This is a genomic window from Mesobacillus jeotgali, assembly GCF_031759225.1.
Lineage (GTDB): Bacteria > Bacillota > Bacilli > Bacillales > Cytobacillaceae > Mesobacillus > Mesobacillus jeotgali_B.
Window position 1 is genome coordinate 338,995 of sequence record NZ_CP134494.1, and the last position, 20,946, is coordinate 359,940.

A 20,946-nucleotide genomic window follows, 5' to 3' on the forward strand; every position below is an offset into this window, starting at 1 on the left:
CGCCATGAGGAAGCTCTCAATGGTCGCTCTATCTCTTGTCCTTTTGCTGACGGCCTGCGCCCCTAATTTTCAAAAGCAGGAAGAGGTCGTCCAGGAGAAGGATGATGAAACAAAGGAAAAAGCGATTATTCCGAAGTATAAAATTTCGGACAAATATTACCGTACCATTATGCCGTTCGAGCCTGGGGAAGCTCGCGGCATGGTCGTCAACAATCTGAATACCCGATATGACATCACCGAGTTTGAAACGGGATTGATGCGGGTTGCCCAAAATTCTTTTCCGACAGATGAATATGTTTTTAAAGAAGGCCAGTATCTCAAACGCAGCACTGTAACATCGTGGCTGGAGCGTGAAATGACTCCGGCTCAGGTAGAGGCAAAGGAAAAAGAGTTACAGGCTAAGGCAAAAAAAGAAAATAGAAATGAAAAGATTACAGTTAAAAACTTGGGGTTGAATCCTCCTTTACCTGGGAATGGCGATGTCCATGAACAGAATAAAAAGAATCCTATTTATCTAGCACATATCCTGGAGCATAACTATCTCGTCCAATCAGGGAAAGAGGACACGTACCAGCTTGGCGGCATTGCAATCGGGCTGGCGCTGAATTCTGTCCACTATTATCAAACAGAACAATATGGGGCAGTGTATGAGAAAAATATTTCCCGTTCCGTTCTTGAAGCGGAAGGGAAGAAAATCGCCCAGGAAGTCATCAACAGGATCAGAGGAATCGAAGAATTGAGAAATGTACCGATTACGATCGGATTGTTTGAACAGGAAAGCCGCTCCTCTGTTGTTCCTGGCAACTTTTTCACCTATGCAGAAGTTTCCCAGGGCAGCAACAATATCGGCAGCTGGAAGGATATAAAAGAAGAATACATCCTGTTCCCGTCAGAAAAAGCCGAGAAGGATCACAGGGATGACCTGACATTCTTCCAGAACTTCAAGCAGGATGTTGAGGAGTATTTCCCTAACTTCAACGGCGTCATCGGCAAAGGTTTTTATCTCGATGGCCAGCTGCAAGAGTTGAATATCGAGATTCCTATCCAGTTTTATGGCGAAGCCGAGGCGATTGGTTTCACCCAGTATGTAACAGGACTGGTCATGGAGCACTTCCCTAACTATATCTCCGTGCAGGTCAGCGTATCATCTGTACTGGGACAGGAAGCCCTGATCGTGAAAAAGCCAGACCAGGACGAACCATTTGTGCATATCTATCAATAAAGCAAAGAGCATGGATCTCTTTGCTTTTTTTTTATGGAATGGTGTATCGTATTTATCTGTTTCGTCGTCCTATTTTTAAGGAGGCGGAGGGATGTGAAGATACAAGCTCTGAGTTTAAGTAAACTGCCGGGGGTCTTTGCTTTTTAAATGCATTTTTTAATATCAAGGATTGTCTGTAAGTGCATGCCTTTTTTGAATGATAGATAAATTCGCTAGATTAAGGGAATTCCCTGCTGAATCACTGTGTGATTTTATTACTATGATCATTTTATTGGCGAAAATTTGATGATATTGACCACATTTTTGAATATATCAGCGGATTTTAAAATATATCGACTTCTTTTTCGATTATATCGACCACTTTCACAATTTTATCGACCAACTCTGAAACGAGCCATAAAGTGGGCTGAATTACAATATTGCCATAATAAATATTGTGAAAATTTGCAATCCAAGACTTGCTAGTACGTTGTCATTGAACACTATGAGAGTCTCATGATAGAATGGGAAAGGAATGAAAACGTTTTAATACATAGGAGGGGATAGAATGGTTCAGCCATACAAACACGAGCCTTTCACGAATTTTAAAGATGAGGAAAACCGTGAAGGATACCTAACAGGATTGAAAACTGTAGAAGGCTATCTTGGCCAGGATTACGACTTGGTGATCGGCGGAGAGAGAATCTCGACTGAGGACAAGATTGTATCTTACAACCCATCCAATAAAGAAGAAGTTATTGGGCGTGTTTCTAAAGCAAACCGCGACTTAGCTGAAAAGGCTATGCAGGCTGCAGTTGAAGCGTTCAAGACTTGGAAAAAAGTGAAGCCTGAAACACGTGCAGATGTATTATTCAAGGCTGCTGCGATCATTCGCCGCCGCAAGCATGAGTTCTCAGCGCTTTTAACAAAGGAAGCAGGTAAGCCATGGAACGAGGCAGATGCTGATACAGCTGAAGCAATCGACTTCCTTGAGTACTATGCCCGCCAAATGCTAAAAATCAAAGACGGAATGCCAGTTAATAGCCGTCCAAATGAATATAACCGTTATGATTACATTCCTCTTGGAGTGGGAATCGTCATTTCACCATGGAACTTCCCATTGGCGATCATGGCTGGTACAACTGTTGCAGCGATCGTTACAGGCAACACAGTTCTATTGAAGCCGGCTTCTACAACTCCAGTAGTTGCAGCTAAGTTTGTTGAAGTTATGGAAGAAGCAGGTCTTCCTGCAGGCGTCCTTAACTTCGTACCAGGAAGCGGCGCAGAAGTGGGCGACTACCTTGTTGACCACAAAGACACTCGCTTCGTAAGCTTCACAGGTTCACGTGATGTGGGTCTGCGTATTTACGAGCGCGCTTCTAAATTGAGCGAAGGCCAAATCTGGCTTAAGCGCGTAATCGCTGAAATGGGCGGAAAAGACACAATGGTTGTTGACAAAGATGCTGATCTTGAATTGGCTGCTCAAGCAATCACTGCTTCTGCATTCGGCTTCTCAGGACAAAAGTGTTCTGCATGTTCACGTGCTGTCATCGTTGAAGATGTATACGACCAGGTTCTTAACCGCGTCGTTGAATTGACAAACGAGCTTAAGCTTGATGATCCTACAGATCAAAGCACATTCATGGGTCCAGTAAACGACCAGGGTGCGTTTGACAAGATCATGAGCTACATCGAAATTGGCAAGGAAGAAGGCCGTTTGATGACTGGAGGCGAAGGAGACAGCTCTAAAGGCTACTTCATCAAGCCGACAGTATTCGCTGATGTCGATCCACAGGCTCGCATCATGCAGGAAGAAATCTTCGGACCGGTTGTTGCTTTCGCAAAAGCGAAGGACTTCGACCATGCGCTTGAAATCGCGAACAACACGGAATACGGCCTGACTGGAGCAGTCATCACTCGCAACCGTGAGAATATCCAGAAGGCACGTGAAGATTTCCATGTAGGAAACCTTTACTTCAACCGCGGCTGCACAGGCGCAATCGTAGGTTACCAGCCATTCGGCGGCTTCAACATGTCAGGAACAGATTCAAAAGCTGGCGGACCAGACTATCTGCTTCTTCACATGCAAGCTAAGACTACTTCTGAAATGTACTAATACAGACCTAGAATCCCTTTCTCGTTGTGAGAAGGGGATTTTTTGTGTTTTATGGCTTTTCCAAACATTGATTGGAGAGTTAAGACCAGGTATCGCACCGTCCCCGCTATTAATTGCACCGAAAAGAGGAGGAATTGCACGTTCTGACTACATAATTGCACGCTTCATAAGCATAATTGCACCGTTTACCTATTTATGGAATAAGGGGCTATAGCCCCATTTTAAAAATTTTTCAGAAAAATTTAACAAAATAGTTGCAATCTAATTCTTCTGTTATATAATACATATTAGAGTTATCGATACTGTACTATAACAAAGGGGTGAAGACAGTAAATGTCGACACAAACTACAGGAATTGAAATTGTAGGCAGCATGAAAAAAGGATACGAAGAAATTTTGACACCAGAGGCTCTTGATTTTGTAGAGCGGCTTGAAAGGCATTTTGGCGAGCGCCGGGTAGAGTTGCTGGCAGCCCGTGAAAAGCGCCAGGAGGAAATTAACGGAGGAAAGCTTCCGGACTTTTTGCCAGAGACAAAGCACATTCGTGAAAGCGAATGGACAATTGCCCCTCTGCCGAAGGACCTGCAGGATCGCAGAGTTGAAATCACTGGTCCGACTGACAGGAAGATGGTCATCAATGCGCTCAATTCCGGAGCGAAGATTTTCATGGCGGACTGCGAGGATTCAACTTCTCCCACATGGGAAGCGATTGTTGAAGGGCAGATCAACCTAAGGGACGCGGTGAACAGGACGATCTCTTTTGAAAACGCAAATGGCAAAAAGTATCAACTGAATGAAGAAACAGCTGTTTTAATGGTTCGCCCAAGAGGCTGGCACCTAGAAGAAAAACATGTATTGCTCGATGGCAAACCGATTTCCGGCGGATTATTCGATTTCGCGATGTACTTTTTCCATAATGCGAAAAAGCTGGTAGAGCAGGGCACAGGCCCATATTTCTACCTCCCTAAGATGGAGAGCCACCTAGAAGCGCGCCTATGGAACGATGTGTTCGTTTATGCACAGAATCATCTCGGCATACCACAGGGAACGATTAAAGCAACTGTTTTGATTGAAACAATCCTGGCTTCATTCGAAATGAATGAGATTCTATATGAACTGAAAGAGCACTCCGCTGGATTGAACTGCGGACGATGGGATTATATTTTCAGCTATCTAAAAAAACTGCGTTCACAGGATGATGTGATTTTACCGGATCGCTCTCAGGTAACAATGACGGTTCCGTTCATGAGGTCATACTCCTTGCTGACAATCCAGACCTGCCACCGCCGCAAAGCTCCGGCAATGGGCGGCATGGCGGCGCAAATCCCAATCAAAAATGACGAGGAAGCAAATGCAGAAGCATTCGCAAAGGTACGCGCCGATAAAGAACGCGAAGCCCGCGACGGCCATGATGGCACATGGGTAGCACATCCTGGGCTGGTTCCTGTAGCAATGGAGGCATTCAACAAAGAGATGCCGGAACCGAACCAGATTGAATCTGGAAAGCAGATGGATGTTGAAGTGAAAGCAGCTGATCTGCTTGCTGTACCAGAAGGGACTATAACAGAAGCTGGCGTCCGCATGAACATCAATGTCGGCATCCAGTATGTAGCTTCCTGGCTGAATGGCCGCGGCGCAGCGCCAATCCATAACCTGATGGAGGATGCGGCAACAGCGGAGATTTCCCGTGCTCAGCTATGGCAATGGATTCGCCATCCAAAAGGAGTCCTGGAAGATGGCCGCAAAGTGACGGTTGAAATGTACCATGAGCTGAAGGAAGAGGAGCTTGAAAAAATCAAGCTGGAAGTCGGCAAAGCGGTATTTGAAAATGGGAAATTCGAGCAGGCGGCAGAAATGTTTGATGAATTGATTTTAAATGATGAGTTCGTTGAATTTTTAACATTGCCTGGCTATCAGGCTTTAGCTTAATAGATTGATAGATTCATATAAAACAAACATTAGGAGGAACAAATAATGACTCAAGATCGTGTAAAGCAGTTGCAGGAAAGCTGGGAATTGGATAACAGATGGGCTGGAGTGGAAAGAACTTATAGTGCGGAGGATGTCATCAAGCTTCGCGGCTCCATTGATATTGAGTATACACTGGCACGCCGCGGTGCGGAGAAGCTTTGGAAGCTTGTACATGAAGAGGATTTCGTTAACGCTCTTGGAGCTTTAACTGGGAACCAGGCTGTCCAGCAGGTAAAAGCTGGCCTTAAGGCAATCTACTTGAGTGGCTGGCAGGTTGCAGCGGACGCTAACCTTTCCGGAAACATGTATCCTGACCAGAGTTTGTACCCGGCGAACAGCGTTCCAGCTGTTGTTAAACGCATCAATCAAGCTTTGCAGCGTGCTGACCAGATCACCCATGGTGAAGGAGACGATTCCATCGACTGGTTCGCACCAATCGTGGCTGATGCCGAGGCAGGATTCGGAGGACAGCTGAATGTATTCGAATTGATGAAAGGGATGATTGAAGCAGGCGCAGCAGGCGTTCACTTTGAGGATCAGCTATCTTCTGAAAAGAAATGCGGACACCTTGGCGGAAAGGTACTGCTTCCTACACAGACAGCAGTCCGCAACCTGATTGCCGCCCGTCTTGCGGCAGATGTCATGGGAACGCCAACTTTGATTGTAGCCCGAACTGATGCGAATGCGGCAGATTTGATCACTAGCGATGTCGATCCATACGATGCTCCATTCATCACAGGGGAGAGGACGCCTGAAGGATTCTTCCGTGTGAAGGCTGGCCTTGACCAGGCAATTGCGCGCGGCTTGGCTTATGCTCCGTATGCTGACCTTGTTTGGTGTGAAACTTCTGAGCCGGATCTGGATGAAGCTCGCCGTTTTGCTGAAGCCATTCATGCGAAGTATCCTGGCAAGCTGCTTGCTTACAACTGCTCGCCATCATTCAACTGGAAAAAGAAGCTGGATGACGAAACAATCGCGAAATTCCAGGTCGAGCTTGGCAAAATGGGCTACAAGTTCCAGTTCGTTACACTAGCAGGCTTCCACGCCTTGAACCACAGCATGTTCGAATTGGCCCGCGGCTACAAAGAGCGCGGTATGGCTGCATACTCCGAGCTTCAGGAGGCTGAATTCGCCAGCGAGCAGTACGGCTACACAGCTACAAGACACCAGCGCGAAGTCGGAACAGGTTATTTCGATGATGTATCAATGGTCATTTCCGGAGGAACTTCATCAACGACTGCATTGAAAGGCTCTACGGAAGAAGCGCAGTTCACTACTTCTTGATTTAGCTTTTATCACGGGTTACCTCTTCGCCTGGGCCCTCCAACTCAGGCGAAGATTTACCATAACTGTTTTTGATTTTTTAACCTTGCATTCTCCTATTTGTGTCCTTCTCTTCTATCTGAAGAGGAGGTTTTTTTTGTGCAAAATAGGATAACCTTAAACTAGCACAGACTTTTGGGCGGAAACATACATATAAGGGTGAATCTGCAAATAGGAGATTTAGTATTGCGGACGTTAAAAAAATTGGAAAGAATAAAAACATGAATCGATATGATGAAGAATAAGGATGTACCCAAAAAGGGCTGAAACCCAAGATTTCGGTAACAAGTAAGGCCAATATGTGCCCGAAAAAGCAAGGAATATAGGATTTCGGTAACAAGTAGGGGCCAATATGTGCCCGAAAAAGCAGGGAAACGAGGATTTCGGTAACAAGTTAGGGGCAACATGTGCCCGAAAGGACATATACGACTGCCTGGGTTAAAATTGTAGTGTATTTAAGGATTGCGGAAACAAGTATATGTGGAGGGGGTGACTTAGTTGAGCGATAGTAAACTGGATGATTATCTGCAGCAGGGGATCCATGGTGCAAAACAGACTAAGCCGGATGAGAGACGGCGTTTCCTTACGACACTAAGGGAGCGGGTGGTCATTGCGCTTACGCAGGGCGAGGTGATGAGGAAGGGTGTTGAACCTGAGGTCGAGCAGCTGATGGATGAAAATCGTGAAGCCCACCTCTTTTTAAATGGAAATATATCATATCCTTATTTATCTGAATACATTAAAGCGGCTGAAAAGCGGGGCATCGAGTTCACGATCGTGACAAACAAGGATTACGATTCCGAGCTCGGACTTGTTTTGGCCCATGACCATGCGATTGATAAAGAGGAGATTTATCTTGGTAAAAAGAAACCGGTGATCCAGACAGCTCAAGCCAGCAAGAAAAAGGGTTTCTTTTCTGGATTTGGGAAGTTATTTGGGAAGTAGAGACGAGGGAGCAGCCTTATAGGTTGCCTCTTTTTTTTTTGCCTCCAAATTACTTTTTAAAAAAAAGCCCAAAGTTCATAAAAGTGGTTGTAAAACGACATGAGTGTCGTTATAATTAAATTAACAAAAATGACACTCGTGTCGTTTTAAAATGGAGGGATTATAATGAATGGTCTTTCAAGAAATAAAGCGTTTATTACATTGATGGTAGCGCAGTTAATATCAAGTGTTGGTGACTGGTTAAGCGTCATTGCGATCATAACGATGGTTGGATTGAAGTGGGAGGCATCTCCAATGGAGGTGTCCATGATTATCCTTTGTTTGGCGGTACCAATGGCACTGCTTGGGCCCTTTACCGGAACGATTGCTGACAGATTCAACAGAAAAGCATTAATGATACTTTCAGACTTAGTGAGAGCAGGCCTTATTCTGATTCTGGCTTTTGCCAATTCTTTATGGACTGTTTATATATGCTTGTTCATGATTGGAATACTTTCAGCTGTATTTGTCCCGGCAAAGAACGGCAAGCTTAAGGAGCTTATAGATCAGGAGAATATGAAAAGTGCCATGTCGATTACTTCCATGATTGATTCCGGGACGAAGGTGCTCGGGCCATTGTTGAGCGGAATGTTGGTCTCAGCTTTTGGCACCCAGCTGGTGTTCTTTATCGACTCTGGAACCTTTGTCCTTTCAGCTCTTCTGCTTCTTGCATTGCCAAAGGAAGCGGCAGCAATAGGGAGTGATGCCGCTGAGCCAGGGAATGCCTCATTTAAAGAGGACATCTTGGAAGGCATCAGGTTCATTAAAGGAAATCATTTTTTAATGGTGGGAATTTCAGTGTTAGGGATAAGCCTGTTAATTTTGCAGCTCTCTGACTCCCAAATCATCGTATTGCTCAGGGAACTGTCGAATGTTTCACCAGACCTGTTCGGTTATATCGTCACAGCTTCAGGGGTCGGAATGTTTTTGGCAGGAATGCTCTTGGCTAAAAAAACAGATTACAATGCCCTGGTTTTGATGTTCATTGGAGTTTGTGGGATTGGGGTCGGTTTTAGTATGATGGCTGTATGTACAGTATGGGATTTAGCCCTGCCAACCTTGTGGGGGCCAACTCTCGGATTGGTTGCTGGATTTTCTGGAGGATTGGTGTTCATTCCATTTCAGGCTGCTGTCCAAACCGACACTCCGGTACACATGACAGGCAGGGTTTTTGGTGTATTAAATAGTGTAACCACCACTGCGACGATCATTGGGCCATTGGTTGGAGGATTGCTTGCTACTATTTTGGGAGTGATCCCGACATTTGTGATTACTGGAATCTTATTGGTTGCAGTCGCAGTGGTTGGTCTCATTTTTAAAAGTAAAATAGAACGGGGGAGAGTCAATGTCTCCGAAGGTCAGTCAGGAGCACATGGAACAGCGTCGAGCTGAAATTTTAAAGGCGGCAGAGAAAGTTTTCATTGAATATGGATTTGAGCGGGCCACGATGAAGCACATAATGGACGCTGCGAATGTCAGCAGAGGCGGGCTGTATCAATATTTTTCAAATAAAGAAGCAGTGTTCGAAACCATTCTTGAAGAAGGATTATCGCTGGAATTGGATGAGACATTGCAGATGTTAAAGGAAAATGCGACATCTTACTGGGATATGCTGATGAAAACCATCTTTGGGGAGGGCGGTGAGCCTGATGATGAGATGGATCCTTTAGCCCCGGCAAAACTCGAATTCTTTATCATCGGAAGGAATGATGAGCACAGGAGAGCATACGGAACAACACGATACAATAATGGATTGAAAATATATGCCCATATTATCGAACATGGCCAAAGGAGCGGTGAGTTCAGCACGAGGTATGACCATGAAATCATCGCACGTTCAATCATTGCCTTCATCGACGGCTTAGCCGTAGAGGACGCGATGTTATCAAGAGAAGATTTGAAAATCAAAGAGCAATCCATCTTGTTTGTCGAATATTTAAAATTAGCCCTAGGAATAAATGGTGACTAAGCTGGATTAATTTAATCACACAGCAGCAGGAATGGTGTTATTCGCCATTCCTTTTTTACTGATAAGAGTAACAAAGTTAATTATATTCCATAAAATAGTCTTCTTTCCTGCGATCACATATCTCTCATGTTAAAATAGTACAAACAGCAAGGCTTGTATTGCTTTAACGTGGAAAACTTTGTTATGATCATTATTATTATTATTGTCAGACGATTTAAGATGGAGGTGCTTTTATGTCAAGGATTTCTGAGGAACAGGTGAAGCGTGTTGCACACCTGGCAAGATTGGCGATTACGGAAAATGAAGCGCAAATGCTGACGGAACAGCTGGATAAAATCATTACATATGCGGAGCAGCTTAATGAGCTGGATACAGATAATGTGGAACCGACTTCCCATGTTCTTGAAATCAAGAATGTCATGCGAGAGGATCGTGCCCAACAAGGACTTCCTCGTGAGGAAGTGTTGAAGAATGCACCTGAGCACCAGGATGGGCAGTTCAAAGTGCCAGGGATTATGGAATAGGAGGACCGGTGATGAGTTTATTTGAACATAAGATTTCCGAGCTGCATGAGCTTATACATAAAAGAGATTTGAGCGTTTCCGATTTGGTCGACGAGTCGTTCAAGCGAATTGGCGAGGTCGAGGGCAAGGTCCAGGCTTTCTTAACTTTGGATGAAGAAAATGCGAGGGCAGCGGCTCGATCATTGGACGACAAGATGATCCAGAGTGCACCAACGAGCAAGCTGTTCGGCCTGCCAATTGGGATCAAGGACAATATTGTTACAAAAGGGCTGCGTACGACCGCAGCGAGCAAGATTCTAGAAAACTTTGACCCTATTTATGATGCGACTGTCGTTCAGAAGTTGAAGCAGGCTGAAACAGTGACCATCGGCAAATTGAATATGGACGAGTTCGCGATGGGATCCTCCAATGAAAATTCCGGTTTTAAAAATACATTAAACCCATGGAATCTTGACCGTGTACCTGGTGGTTCCTCGGGCGGTTCGGCTGCATCGGTTGCTGCTGGGGAAGTCCTTTTCTCGCTTGGTTCCGATACAGGCGGATCGATTCGGCAGCCGGCATCATTCTGCGGAGTTGTCGGCATGAAGCCTACATATGGACTGGTTTCACGCTTCGGCTTGATTGCCTTCGCTTCCTCTTTGGATCAGATCGGCCCGATCACACGCAATGTAGAAGACAATGCTTTTCTTTTAAAAGCAATCGCTGGGCACGATGAAATGGATTCGACATCTGCAAATGTGGACATCCCAGACTATATCGCTTCATTGACTGGCGATATCAAGGGCTTAAGAATCGCTGTGCCGAAGGAATACCTTGGCGAAGGAGTCAGCGAGGAAGTACGAAAATCGGTGATGGATGCGCTTGTGATCCTGGAACGCCTTGGGGCAACGTGGGAAGAAGTATCCCTGCCACACTCCAAGTATGCGCTGGCAACTTACTACCTGCTGTCTTCATCGGAGGCGTCCGCTAACCTGGCGCGCTTTGATGGCGTCCGTTATGGCTATCGTTCACCAAACTCAGAAAACCTTCTCGATATGTACAAGATGACACGAGAGGAAGGCTTTGGGGAAGAAGTAAAGCGCCGGATCATGCTGGGGACGTTTGCGCTTAGTTCTGGTTATTATGATGCTTATTATAAAAAAGCACAGAAGGTCCGCACACTGATCAAGCAGGATTTCGAAAAGGTATTCGAACAATACGATATCATCGTTGGGCCAACAGCTCCTACGCCGGCCTTTAAAATTGGCGAGAACACGAGGGATCCGATGACGATGTATGCGAATGATATTTTGACTATACCGGTTAACCTGGCTGGTGTGCCTGCGATTTCGGTTCCATGCGGCTTTGACAAGGGTCTGCCGCTTGGACTGCAAATCATCGGCCGTCATTTTGATGAAAGCACAGTCTATAAAGTCGCCCACGCATTTGAACAGGCGACAGATTTCCATAAACAACAACCTGAGCTGTAAAGGGGTGAAAACGATGAAGTTTGAAACGGTAATTGGCCTTGAGGTCCATGTAGAATTAAAAACAGAATCGAAAATCTTTTCGGCGAGCCCGAACCATTTTGGTGCCGAGCCGAATACAAATACTAGCGTAATCGATCTTGGATATCCGGGAGTATTGCCAGTCGTGAATAAAAAAGCGGTTGAGTATGCAATGAAAGCCGCTATGGCTCTGAACTGTGAAATCGCGGAGCATACGAAGTTCGACCGGAAAAACTATTTTTACCCAGATAACCCGAAGGCCTACCAGATTTCCCAGTTTGACAAGCCGATCGGTGAGAACGGCTGGATTGAGATCGAGGTGAATGGCTATACAAAGAAAATCGGGATTACCCGGATCCACATGGAAGAGGATGCAGGAAAGCTGACACATGGAAAGGGATATTCCCTTGTTGACTACAACCGCCAGGGAACGCCGCTGGTCGAGATCGTATCGGAGCCCGATATAAGCACTCCTGACGAAGCTTATGCCTATCTTGAAAAGTTGAAGTCCATCATCCAATACACGGGCGTATCGGATTGCAAGATGGAAGAAGGTTCACTCCGCTGTGATGCGAACATCTCCATCAGGCCAGTGGGGCAGAAGGAATTCGGAACGAAAACTGAGCTCAAGAACCTGAATTCATTCAACTTCGTCCGTAAAGGGCTTGAGTACGAAGAAAAACGTCAAGAACAGGAAATCCTCGCTGGCCGCGAAATCCAGCAGGAAACACGCCGCTACGATGACGCGTCAAACACCACCATTTTAATGCGTGTAAAGGAAGGCTCTAATGATTATCGTTATTTCCCTGAACCGGACCTTCCGGATCTTTATATCGATGAAGATTGGAAAGCGCGTGTCCGTGCGGAAATCCCAGAGCTTCCCGACGAGCGCAAAAAGCGATATGTCGAGGAAATGGGACTGCCAGCTTATGATGCAGAGGTGCTAACAGTATCAAAAGAAATGGCTGATTTCTTTGAATCGGCTGTGAAAGCCGGGGCGGATCCTAAGCAGGCATCCAACTGGCTGATGGGCGAGTTCTCTGCCTACCTGAAGGCTGAATCGAAAGAGCTGAATGAAACAGCATTGACTCCTGAAGGAATTGCCGGATTGATCAAGCTGATCGAGAACGGCACGATTTCCTCAAAGATTGCCAAACAAGTCTTTAAGGAATTGGTCGAAAAGGGCGGTGACCCGGAGAAAATCGTTAAGGAAAAAGGACTTGTCCAAATCTCTGACGAAGGTGAATTGCTCAAAATCATCACCGAAATCATCGACGCCAACCCGCAATCCGTTGAGGACTTCAAAGGCGGTAAGGATAAGGCAAAAGGCTTCCTTGTCGGCCAGATCATGAAAGCGACAAAAGGCCAGGCGAACCCGCCGCTAGTAAACAAGTTGCTAGTCGAAGAATTGAATAAGAGATAATAGCGAAAGCTGGCGAACCAATCGCCAGCTTTTTTGTCGATATTTCCCGGGAAAGAGGGAAATTTACACCGAAAAATAGTTCTTTAAATACATATTCTTACAAACGTGCTGGTGCTAATATAAGCTTAAGGGGCTGACCTTATTTTACTTAGGAATATTTAGTTGGATATAGCCTTTATTGAACAGGAAGATTTAATGAGCCAGCCTTCTTTTTAAACTGGAATTCTGGTAGAAAAAGCACACGGAGCAGGAAACGAAGTGGCTGGATACTAAATATAACGGTGGTGCAAAAGTGGTCAAATTTTTGAAGGAAGGCAATGTAAGAATACGGATTAATGATGACGGCGTAGTATCAGTGAAAATTAATGAAGACAATCTCAAGGAATCAATAGCCTATATTCAAGAACACCAGATTAATAATGTCGATATTTCTTATGAGCTGGAGCATGTAAATTTTTTAAATGAATGTCCAGAAATTGAAAGGCTTTCCATTGGGGGCGAAGACTTAAAAGATGTTTCAGGACTTTACCATTTAAAAGACCTAAAGTCGCTGTCAATCAATGAAACGAGACCATCTCTGGAGATTGATTTTGAAAGGATGCCTTTACTTGAAGTGCTTTATGGGCAGCTTCCGTCCAAAGCAAAAGGGATAGAGACATTGGAGAACTTAAAAGAAATGAGGCTCTGGAGTTACAAGCCGAAGACTAAAAACCTTGAACAATTTTCAGACCTTAAGAATCTGGAATCCCTGGAGTTGATCCAATCTAATATCACTTCATTATTGGGGGTGGAGGGACTGGAAAGCCTGGAAAAGCTGGGCTTATTCTATTTAAGGTCCTTTCATGATTTGAAGGACATTAAAAATCTATCAAAAAGCCTGAGAGTTTTAAATATCGAGAAATGTAAAAAAATCGATGATTATACTCCTATTGCAGAGTTAAAAGGATTAGAAAAGCTACTTCTGATGGATTGCGAGGAACTAGCCTCAATCCAGTTTGTCAATTCATTGCCTCATTTAAAGTTGCTTGCTTTCGGAGGGACCACTGTGCTTGATGGGGATTTACATCCATGTGAACGTATAGAGGAGGTCTATTTTACACAGAAAAAACATTACACACATCGGTTGAAGGATTACACCGCTGTAAAGAAAAAGGAGGATGAAATTTTGGCAAAGCCACAATCAAATGAAACAATCCCAACTGTTCTATGGAGAGCGCGAATGAAAGATGGAGATGATATGTTCAGCGAGGAGGCTATAGCCGCTTCTGAAAAAGCACTTCAGAGGTATGTCTCTTCTCTTGAGTCTTTGAACAACCCTACGGAAAAGGCTATTCTGAAGAAAGTAAAAGAAGTCGTAATCGAATTTAACAGGCTCAACGACGAATACGATTATTTCATAGAAACACTGGAACGCGAAGAATTATATGAATTCATTGATGGAAAAGCCCGGGAAGCCGGTCTTGAGCCTGACGAGGATATTACTGAAGAGTGGAGAGAGTGGTAAGGAGAATGAGGGGGTCAAAATGGAATTAAAGGAAATTATACTGTCTGACATGACAAACAGGCCAAAAAAGGGCGAGACAGGTTTTAACCATCAAACCAGAATCTTTCAATTGCTGATGAGCAGATATTTAAAAGGGATTGAGACCAATGAAGACAGATGTTTACATATTTATTGCATTGATAAAGTAAAAGAAATTGAAATTGATGATTATACAATTGAAAATGGACGGACCGTGAAGATCCCTTATAATCCGATTGAGTTTTTGAAGCTTAATACTGTTGAAGATAAATATGAGGAGTATGTAAGAATCTTCGACAATTATATTGCTCCGGTTTTTCGGGAACTGGACTGGAGTTACTCTCCTGTCATTCAGGCGCTTGAAAAAATTAAAGACCATCATTACCAGGCTGAATTTCTGTTAAAAAACACACCTAAAAAGAGTCCGGATAAAAGATATACAGCAATAGTGCTTGGTATTCACAGTGTGAGTTCTTTTCAGCTGATCGCCAGGATTTTTGATAAAGACGGCTTGATGATAAAAGAGAAGGTTTTGGCGAAAGAGGTTCCAAATGAGATAGTTTATGGAAGGTTTTTAGGAGTAGCAGCCTGGAAAGATCATCAAACCTTTGAGGTCCGTTCGAAATCCAGCCAGTGGGCAGGTATAATTTCAGTTGATTAAAATCCAGGAGTTGTGGTCATGTATGATGAATTTCTGCAAAAGATAGACAAGCTTTATGAATATGACCGAAAAAAACTTAGGACTGGCACAATCCTTTATGGAAAGCAGGTTAATACCTATAAAACTTTGACGGGGTTGCTGGAAGCAGTATATGAGGAAGGCGAGAGGCTGGTTTTTAACAATGAATATCTTGATTTTGAATAAGAAAACTAAAAGGCCCTTCTATCTGGGCCTAGTTTGGATTATTGCCGGTCGCCATACGTCAAAATTCTAATCAATGTTTCCTTATCCTCGACCGTCTGCTGAAGAAATTCTGTATTAAAGATCAAGTATATTGGTGCTGTATATATTCGAAGCTCTGGATAATGTGTCTTCTTCAATTCCTCCATATTATCTGATATCTGAAAGGAATCAAGCTTTTCCTTTACCTCTTCAGGAATGTCAAACTTTTCTGACTCTCCACGTGGAACAATCGCAAGGACAGCGAGTTTTTCCGGATCCTTTGATAAAAAATCATATAGGGGTGGAAGTTCTTCGATATCGAGCTTTACATAGTAAGTACTAAATTCCTTTCCCCATACCGCTTTTATCTTAAAATAGGTTCTTTCCATGTAAGGGTTTTTTGGAATGGGAATGCTATTACCTTCAACAGTCTTCTTTTCCATGCCTGGCAATGTATTTATCTGGCTGATTAAAATAGAATCAGGGACTATTTCTGGAGGAAATGAGACTTCTAGTGTTTCTCTTTCCTTCACCCTGGATGGATTCATGCCAGCCATGGCATTGAGCGGATCCACTTTCTCCGTTTTGGTGCCATGCCAATCATATTGGCCGAGAATTTGTGGAATCTCCTGTCCATTCACCGTTACGATTGGTACAGGCGGCTTTTCCTCTTTATATAATTTATAGCTGTCCATGGCAATCAATACGATCAACAGCAATATGGCAGTTGTTCCATAGAATAGCAGCTTTCTCTTCATCAGTTTCTCCTCATGCATTAATTTATCATTATTGAATTCTATCGATGATATGTAAATTCCTGTAATGTTTATTCGGAATGCGAAAATACCACAGAGAAAAATCTCTGTGGTATCGAATTTACGATTTTAAGTTTTCAACACTCATATCGAATTCTTTTTCTATCTCAGGGTTTGGTTTATAAGTGGCCAAGCTGACAACCACGGAAATGATCAGGTTGATAATGAAACCTGGGACGATTTCGTACATGACATCGCTCAGGCCGACATTGCTCCAAATGACGACGGTAGCTGCACCGGCAATCATACCGAGAATCGCACCCCAGTTGGTCATCTTCTTCCAGTACAGGCTTAGGATGATGATCGGTCCGAAGGCTGCGCCGAAGCCTGCCCATGCGTATGCAACCAGGCCAAGGATCGTGTCGTTCTGCACCCATGCAAGTGCTGCGGCAATTATTGCAACCGCAAGTACTGCCATACGTCCGAAAAATACGTATTGCTTATCAGACTTTTCTTTTTTGAATAAGATTTTGTATAAATCCTCAGTGAGTGCGCTGGACGTTACGATCAGCTGAGATGAGATTGTGCTCATGATTGCAGCAAGGACGGCTGCCAGCATAAGGCCGGCGAATAATGGATGGAAGAAGATTTGCCCGAGTACGATAAAGACTGCCTCAGGGTTATCCAGCTTAACATCCGGATTCTGTGTGAAATAGGCAAGACCGATCAATGCTGTCAGTATGGCTCCCAATAAGGAGAAAATCATCCATCCCATACCGATTCTTCTTGCACTCTTTGTTTCTTTTATTGATGTGATTGCCATGAAACGGGTGATGATATGTGGCTGGCCGAAGTAGCCAAGACCCCATGCTGCAGTTGATATGATACCTAGAACAGTCGTACCTTTGAATAAATCAAGCAATGCAGGATCGATCGAACGGATAGTATCGAACGTTTCTGCAGGTCCCCCTGTTTTCGTGAAGCCGATAATCGGCACGAGCAGCAGGGCGAGAAGCATCATCATTCCCTGGATGAAATCTGTATAGCTTACTGCCAGGAATCCGCCGAATAACGTGTAAGCAACAACGACTGCGGAAACAAGCAACAAGCCGGTATGATAACCGAGGCCAAAAGAACTTTCGAAGAAAACAGCTCCGGCGACCATTCCGGAGGAAACGTAGAAAGTAAAAAATAGAAGAATAACAATTCCAGATACAATTCTTAAAAGCTTAGTATCATCTTTAAAACGGTTTTCAAGGAAGCTAGGAATCGTGATGGAGTCATTCGCCACATGGGTATATGAGCGAAGTCGAGGTGCTACATAAAGCCAGTTGAGATACGCGCCGACGGTCAATCCGATGGCAATCCATGCATTCGCTAAACCGCTTACATAAATTCCCCCTGGAAGACCCATCAAGAGCCAGCCGCTCATGTCTGCTGCACCCGCGCTTAGCGCTGTGACTGCCGGACCAAGCGATCTGCCGCCAAGCATGTAGTCAGTAAGATTGCTAGTCTTTTTATAGGAATACCAGCCGATATAAAGCATCGCGGCCATGTAGATCCCTATGGCAATGATTTGGTACATTTCATTGGACATAATCTTTCCCCCTTTATTATGATGGAAAAATATTAAAAAAATATTGCTAATACAATTAATATTCTATCATTTCTCATAAATGATTAACAATCTATTTTTCCTCTAAAAATACTATTCTGCAAATAGTAATTTACTTTAGTAATATATCTATAAGAAAAAAGAACCATGGCCCTGAAAGCCATGGTTAGAGTTACATCTTAAGATCTTTTGGAGGCAGGCGGTCACCTTTCACTTTTTTATCATTGATTTTCGGTTCCTTGCCGTTAAAAAAGTTCTGCAGATTCGAACGATGGAGGAAAATTAAAAATAAAATAAAAGCAGTAAAGATGAATGGCTCATGAATTTCCGGAGAGAAAAATGAATAAATGAGCATCGCGATTCCCACCGAAATCGAACCCATGAATACATATTTGGTAAGCAAAATGACCGCAAAGAAGGTCACATACACAGCCAGGAACATTCCGATGTCAACAATCAGCAGCGCCCCTGCTGTTGTGGCGATTGCCTTGCCTCCTCGGAATCCTGCAAAAATCGGAAAGCAATGGCCAATGACCGCAATCAAGCCGGCATACAGCGGCTCAACAGGAGTATCGAAAATCAGCGGAAGAGAAGCCGCCAGCATTCCTTTCGCCACATCCACAAGCAGCACCACAATCGCTGCACGCTTGCCCATGACCCGCAATGTATTCGTCGCGCCAGGGTTTTTGCTGCCGTGATCCCTGATATCCACATGGAAAAAATATTTGCCAATCAATAGAGCGGTAGGAATGGAACCAACCAAATATGCTGCCAAGAGACAGATCCAAGTCATATAGTGTCACCCTTTTAATCTAGTTAAAGAATTTTATTCTAAAATAGTCATGGTCAGAATGTTTTTTTACGAATTTAAATTGCTGTACAGGAACAAAAACCTTGGGAACCTTTATACCGTTTAGCACGTCTGTTTTATTATAAGGCACGTATAATGATGCCTTTTTTTACAAAAGCAATTGAAATGACAAAACCGGCAAGGTATTCAATTTCCTCTTAAATAATCGTCAATGCTGACTCATTAAGGGCCTGTAATTTTGCCCAGCGTGTAAAACGGGTATAAGCCATAAATCTGTACCTCCATATAACGGGCAGGGGTTTCCAATTTATGTATCCATCCTCTCTGTATTGTAAAAAAGAAAGAGGATGAATGGAAGAGTTTTTCGAAAAATACGATAGTTAACACTTTAAATAAATAGTGAGTCTTTTTTGGCAAATGGAGAGAAAATCGTTTATGATATATCCGGTAGAATTGATATTGAGGTAATTGCCTGGATATTCATTATGGGCTATGATGTAAAAGAATGGAATATAAAATGATATTAAGTAGGATGATGGGTATGAAAAGAGCAAGAATCATTTATAATCCGACTTCAGGTCGTGAAATTTTTAAAAAGCATCTTGCTGAGGTCTTGGTGAAGCTGGAGAATGCTGGCTATGAAACCTCATGCCATGCAACGACAGGTGAGGGGGACGCGACGCAGGCTGCGAGGATAGCGGTCGAGCGGCGTTATGACCTAGTTATTGCGGCTGGCGGAGATGGCACGATCAATGAAGTGGTCAATGGAATCGCTGAACAGGATTACCGCCCGAAAATCGGTGTGATTCCGGTCGGCACAACGAATGACTTTGCACGCGCACTCCATATCCCAAGGGATATAGAGGCTGCGGTCGACATCATTGTTAAAGGCGAAACAATTCCGGTCGATGTAGGCCGAATCAACGATAAATATTTCATTAATATCGCAGGCGGCGGCAGACTGACGGAGCTGACATATGAAGTGCCGAGCAAACTCAAGACGATGCTCGGACAGCTCGCCTATTACCTAAAAGGAATCGAGATGCTGCCATCCATCCGTGCTTCTGAAGTAAGCATTGAGTATGATGGAAAGCTGTTTGAAGGCGAAGTCATGATGTTCCTCGTCGGGCTGACGAATTCCGTCGGCGGTTTCGAGCGCCTGGCACCAAACTCTTCAATCAATGATGGATTGTTTTCTTTATTGATTTTGAAAAAGACGAACCTGGCCGATTTTATCAGGATCGCCTCACTCGCAGTCCGCGGTGAGCATATAAATGACCCAGGCGTGATTTACACACAGGCTAACCGCATCAAGGTTCAATCCAAGGAAACGGTCCAATTGAACCTCGACGGTGAATACGGCGGCAATCTGCCAGCTGAATTCGAAAACCTGTTCAGGCACATTCAAGTTTATGTACCGCTGGATGAAATCCGACCAGAAGACCGGCCGGAGAACCTGGAATTGAACTTTAAAGCAGAATAAACGGAAGCCACTCCTCGATTGGAGTGGTTTTTTTTGTGGAAATGAAAACCCCGGGCTATGCCTGGGGTTCCAAAAAGCTTTCAGCGTGGTATTAAAAAAACTTCCCCACGGTGCTAAAATATTTTTTGGTTCGCCAACCAAAAATATCTGCACGGAGGAAGTCCTATGTCTAAAGACAATAACAGTTTAGCACACACTACCTGGAATTGTAAGTATCACATCGTATTCGCCCCAAAGTATAGGAGACAGATCATTTATGGGAAAATCAAAAAAGATATTGGAGAAATACTACGCACATTATGTGAAAGAAAAGGTGTAGAAATAATCGAAGCGACAGCTTGTAAGGACCACGTACATATGTTAGTGAGTATACCGCCTAAAATAAGTGTCTCCTCATTTGTCGGTTACTTAAAAGGAAAAAGTAGTTTAATGATATTTGATCGGCACGCAAACCTGAAATACAGATATGGAAATCGAAAATTCTGGTGTACAGGTTATTATGTCGATACCGTTGGAAGAAACAAAAAGGTAATAGAAGATTACATTCGAAATCAAATACAAGATGATATAGTCGCAGAGCAATTAACGATGATGGAATACATTGATCCATTCACAGGAGAAGAAGTGAAGAAAAAGAAACGAAGTTAGAAGGGGAGAAGGCCTTTGAGGTCTGGCCAGTAGAAGTAGTACAATTGGCGAACCTTTCAGTAGCCCTTTAGGGTTTGGTCAGTAACAAAGGCTTTCAGCCGCAGAGAAAACCACCCGTTCTCACGGGTGGTTCGTATTATAGAGTTAACCAGTATTTACTGGTTGGCTCTTTTTTTTATAGGACCTATTATTTCAGTAGCCAGGGTAGAACGTACGGGTGCGTGGGAGTTA

General features: G+C 43.9%; 18 protein-coding genes. 15 read left to right on the forward strand and 3 right to left on the reverse strand.

What is annotated here, in order from left to right:
- Positions 1 to 4: 4 nt before the first annotated feature.
- From RH061_RS01785 to RH061_RS01845, 13 genes are all read left to right on the forward strand, one after another.
- Positions 5 to 1,222, forward strand: coding sequence for a CamS family sex pheromone protein (locus RH061_RS01785; protein ID WP_311073484.1), 1,218 nt, complete (start codon positions 5 to 7; stop codon positions 1,220 to 1,222).
- A gap of 547 nt (positions 1,223 to 1,769) precedes the next feature.
- Complete coding sequence (pruA, locus tag RH061_RS01790) at positions 1,770 to 3,317, forward strand: L-glutamate gamma-semialdehyde dehydrogenase (RefSeq protein WP_311073486.1); 1,548 nt, start codon at positions 1,770 to 1,772, stop codon at positions 3,315 to 3,317.
- A 333-nt stretch (positions 3,318 to 3,650) separates the two neighbouring features.
- Positions 3,651 to 5,246: a malate synthase A gene (gene aceB / locus RH061_RS01795; RefSeq protein WP_311073488.1), complete on the forward strand. Its 1,596-nt coding sequence runs from the start codon at positions 3,651 to 3,653 to the stop codon at positions 5,244 to 5,246.
- A 45-nt stretch (positions 5,247 to 5,291) separates the two neighbouring features.
- Positions 5,292 to 6,572, forward strand: a complete 1,281-nt coding sequence (aceA, locus tag RH061_RS01800; RefSeq protein ID WP_311073489.1) for an isocitrate lyase — start codon at positions 5,292 to 5,294, stop codon at positions 6,570 to 6,572.
- 537 nt (positions 6,573 to 7,109) lie between these two features.
- The gene (locus tag RH061_RS01805; protein ID WP_311073491.1) at positions 7,110 to 7,556 is read left to right on the forward strand and encodes a YueI family protein; all 447 of its coding nucleotides are present in this window, start codon (positions 7,110 to 7,112) and stop codon (positions 7,554 to 7,556) included.
- Between the two features lie 165 nt (positions 7,557 to 7,721).
- A complete protein-coding gene (locus tag RH061_RS01810) occupies positions 7,722 to 8,987 on the forward strand; it encodes an MFS transporter (RefSeq protein WP_311073492.1) in 1,266 nt (421 codons plus the stop codon).
- Complete coding sequence (locus tag RH061_RS01815) at positions 8,941 to 9,564, forward strand: TetR/AcrR family transcriptional regulator (RefSeq protein ID WP_311073493.1); 624 nt, start codon at positions 8,941 to 8,943, stop codon at positions 9,562 to 9,564. The genes RH061_RS01810 and RH061_RS01815 overlap by 47 nt, the downstream gene beginning before the upstream one ends.
- A gap of 233 nt (positions 9,565 to 9,797) precedes the next feature.
- A complete protein-coding gene (gatC, locus tag RH061_RS01820; protein WP_311073494.1) occupies positions 9,798 to 10,088 on the forward strand; it encodes an Asp-tRNA(Asn)/Glu-tRNA(Gln) amidotransferase subunit GatC in 291 nt (96 codons plus the stop codon).
- Positions 10,089 to 10,099: 11 nt separating this feature from the next.
- Complete coding sequence (gatA, locus tag RH061_RS01825) at positions 10,100 to 11,557, forward strand: Asp-tRNA(Asn)/Glu-tRNA(Gln) amidotransferase subunit GatA (protein WP_311073496.1); 1,458 nt, start codon at positions 10,100 to 10,102, stop codon at positions 11,555 to 11,557.
- Between the two features lie 13 nt (positions 11,558 to 11,570).
- Entirely contained in the window at positions 11,571 to 12,998 is a 1,428-nt protein-coding gene (gene gatB / locus RH061_RS01830; RefSeq protein ID WP_311073498.1) for an Asp-tRNA(Asn)/Glu-tRNA(Gln) amidotransferase subunit GatB, read from the forward strand.
- Between the two features lie 1,219 nt (positions 12,999 to 14,217).
- On the forward strand, positions 14,218 to 14,502 hold the full coding sequence (locus RH061_RS01835) for a hypothetical protein (protein WP_311076230.1): 285 nt from the start codon (positions 14,218 to 14,220) through the stop codon (positions 14,500 to 14,502).
- 19 nt (positions 14,503 to 14,521) lie between these two features.
- On the forward strand, positions 14,522 to 15,181 hold the full coding sequence (locus RH061_RS01840) for a hypothetical protein (protein ID WP_311073500.1): 660 nt from the start codon (positions 14,522 to 14,524) through the stop codon (positions 15,179 to 15,181).
- A gap of 18 nt (positions 15,182 to 15,199) precedes the next feature.
- Positions 15,200 to 15,385 (forward strand): hypothetical protein, encoded by a 186-nt coding sequence (locus tag RH061_RS01845; protein WP_311073502.1) that lies wholly within the window; start codon positions 15,200 to 15,202, stop codon positions 15,383 to 15,385.
- A gap of 38 nt (positions 15,386 to 15,423) precedes the next feature.
- Here RH061_RS01845 and RH061_RS01850 read toward each other — a convergent pair whose 3' ends face one another.
- The 3 genes from RH061_RS01850 to plsY all read right to left on the reverse strand — a co-directional run bounded on the left by RH061_RS01850 (position 15,424) and on the right by plsY (position 18,566).
- The gene (locus tag RH061_RS01850; protein ID WP_311073503.1) at positions 15,424 to 16,161 is read right to left on the reverse strand and encodes a hypothetical protein; all 738 of its coding nucleotides are present in this window, start codon (positions 16,159 to 16,161) and stop codon (positions 15,424 to 15,426) included.
- Positions 16,162 to 16,279: 118 nt separating this feature from the next.
- Positions 16,280 to 17,755 (reverse strand): sodium/proline symporter PutP, encoded by a 1,476-nt coding sequence (gene putP, locus RH061_RS01855; protein WP_311073504.1) that lies wholly within the window; start codon positions 17,753 to 17,755, stop codon positions 16,280 to 16,282.
- 190 nt (positions 17,756 to 17,945) lie between these two features.
- Complete coding sequence (gene plsY, locus RH061_RS01860) at positions 17,946 to 18,566, reverse strand: glycerol-3-phosphate 1-O-acyltransferase PlsY (RefSeq protein ID WP_311073505.1); 621 nt, start codon at positions 18,564 to 18,566, stop codon at positions 17,946 to 17,948.
- Between the two features lie 559 nt (positions 18,567 to 19,125).
- Here plsY and RH061_RS01865 point away from each other — a divergent pair.
- Together RH061_RS01865 and tnpA are read left to right on the forward strand one after the other, a co-directional pair.
- A complete protein-coding gene (locus RH061_RS01865; RefSeq protein WP_311073506.1) occupies positions 19,126 to 20,067 on the forward strand; it encodes a diacylglycerol kinase in 942 nt (313 codons plus the stop codon).
- 165 nt (positions 20,068 to 20,232) lie between these two features.
- Positions 20,233 to 20,715 (forward strand): IS200/IS605 family transposase, encoded by a 483-nt coding sequence (gene tnpA, locus RH061_RS01870; RefSeq protein ID WP_311073508.1) that lies wholly within the window; start codon positions 20,233 to 20,235, stop codon positions 20,713 to 20,715.
- Positions 20,716 to 20,946 lie beyond the last annotated feature (231 nt).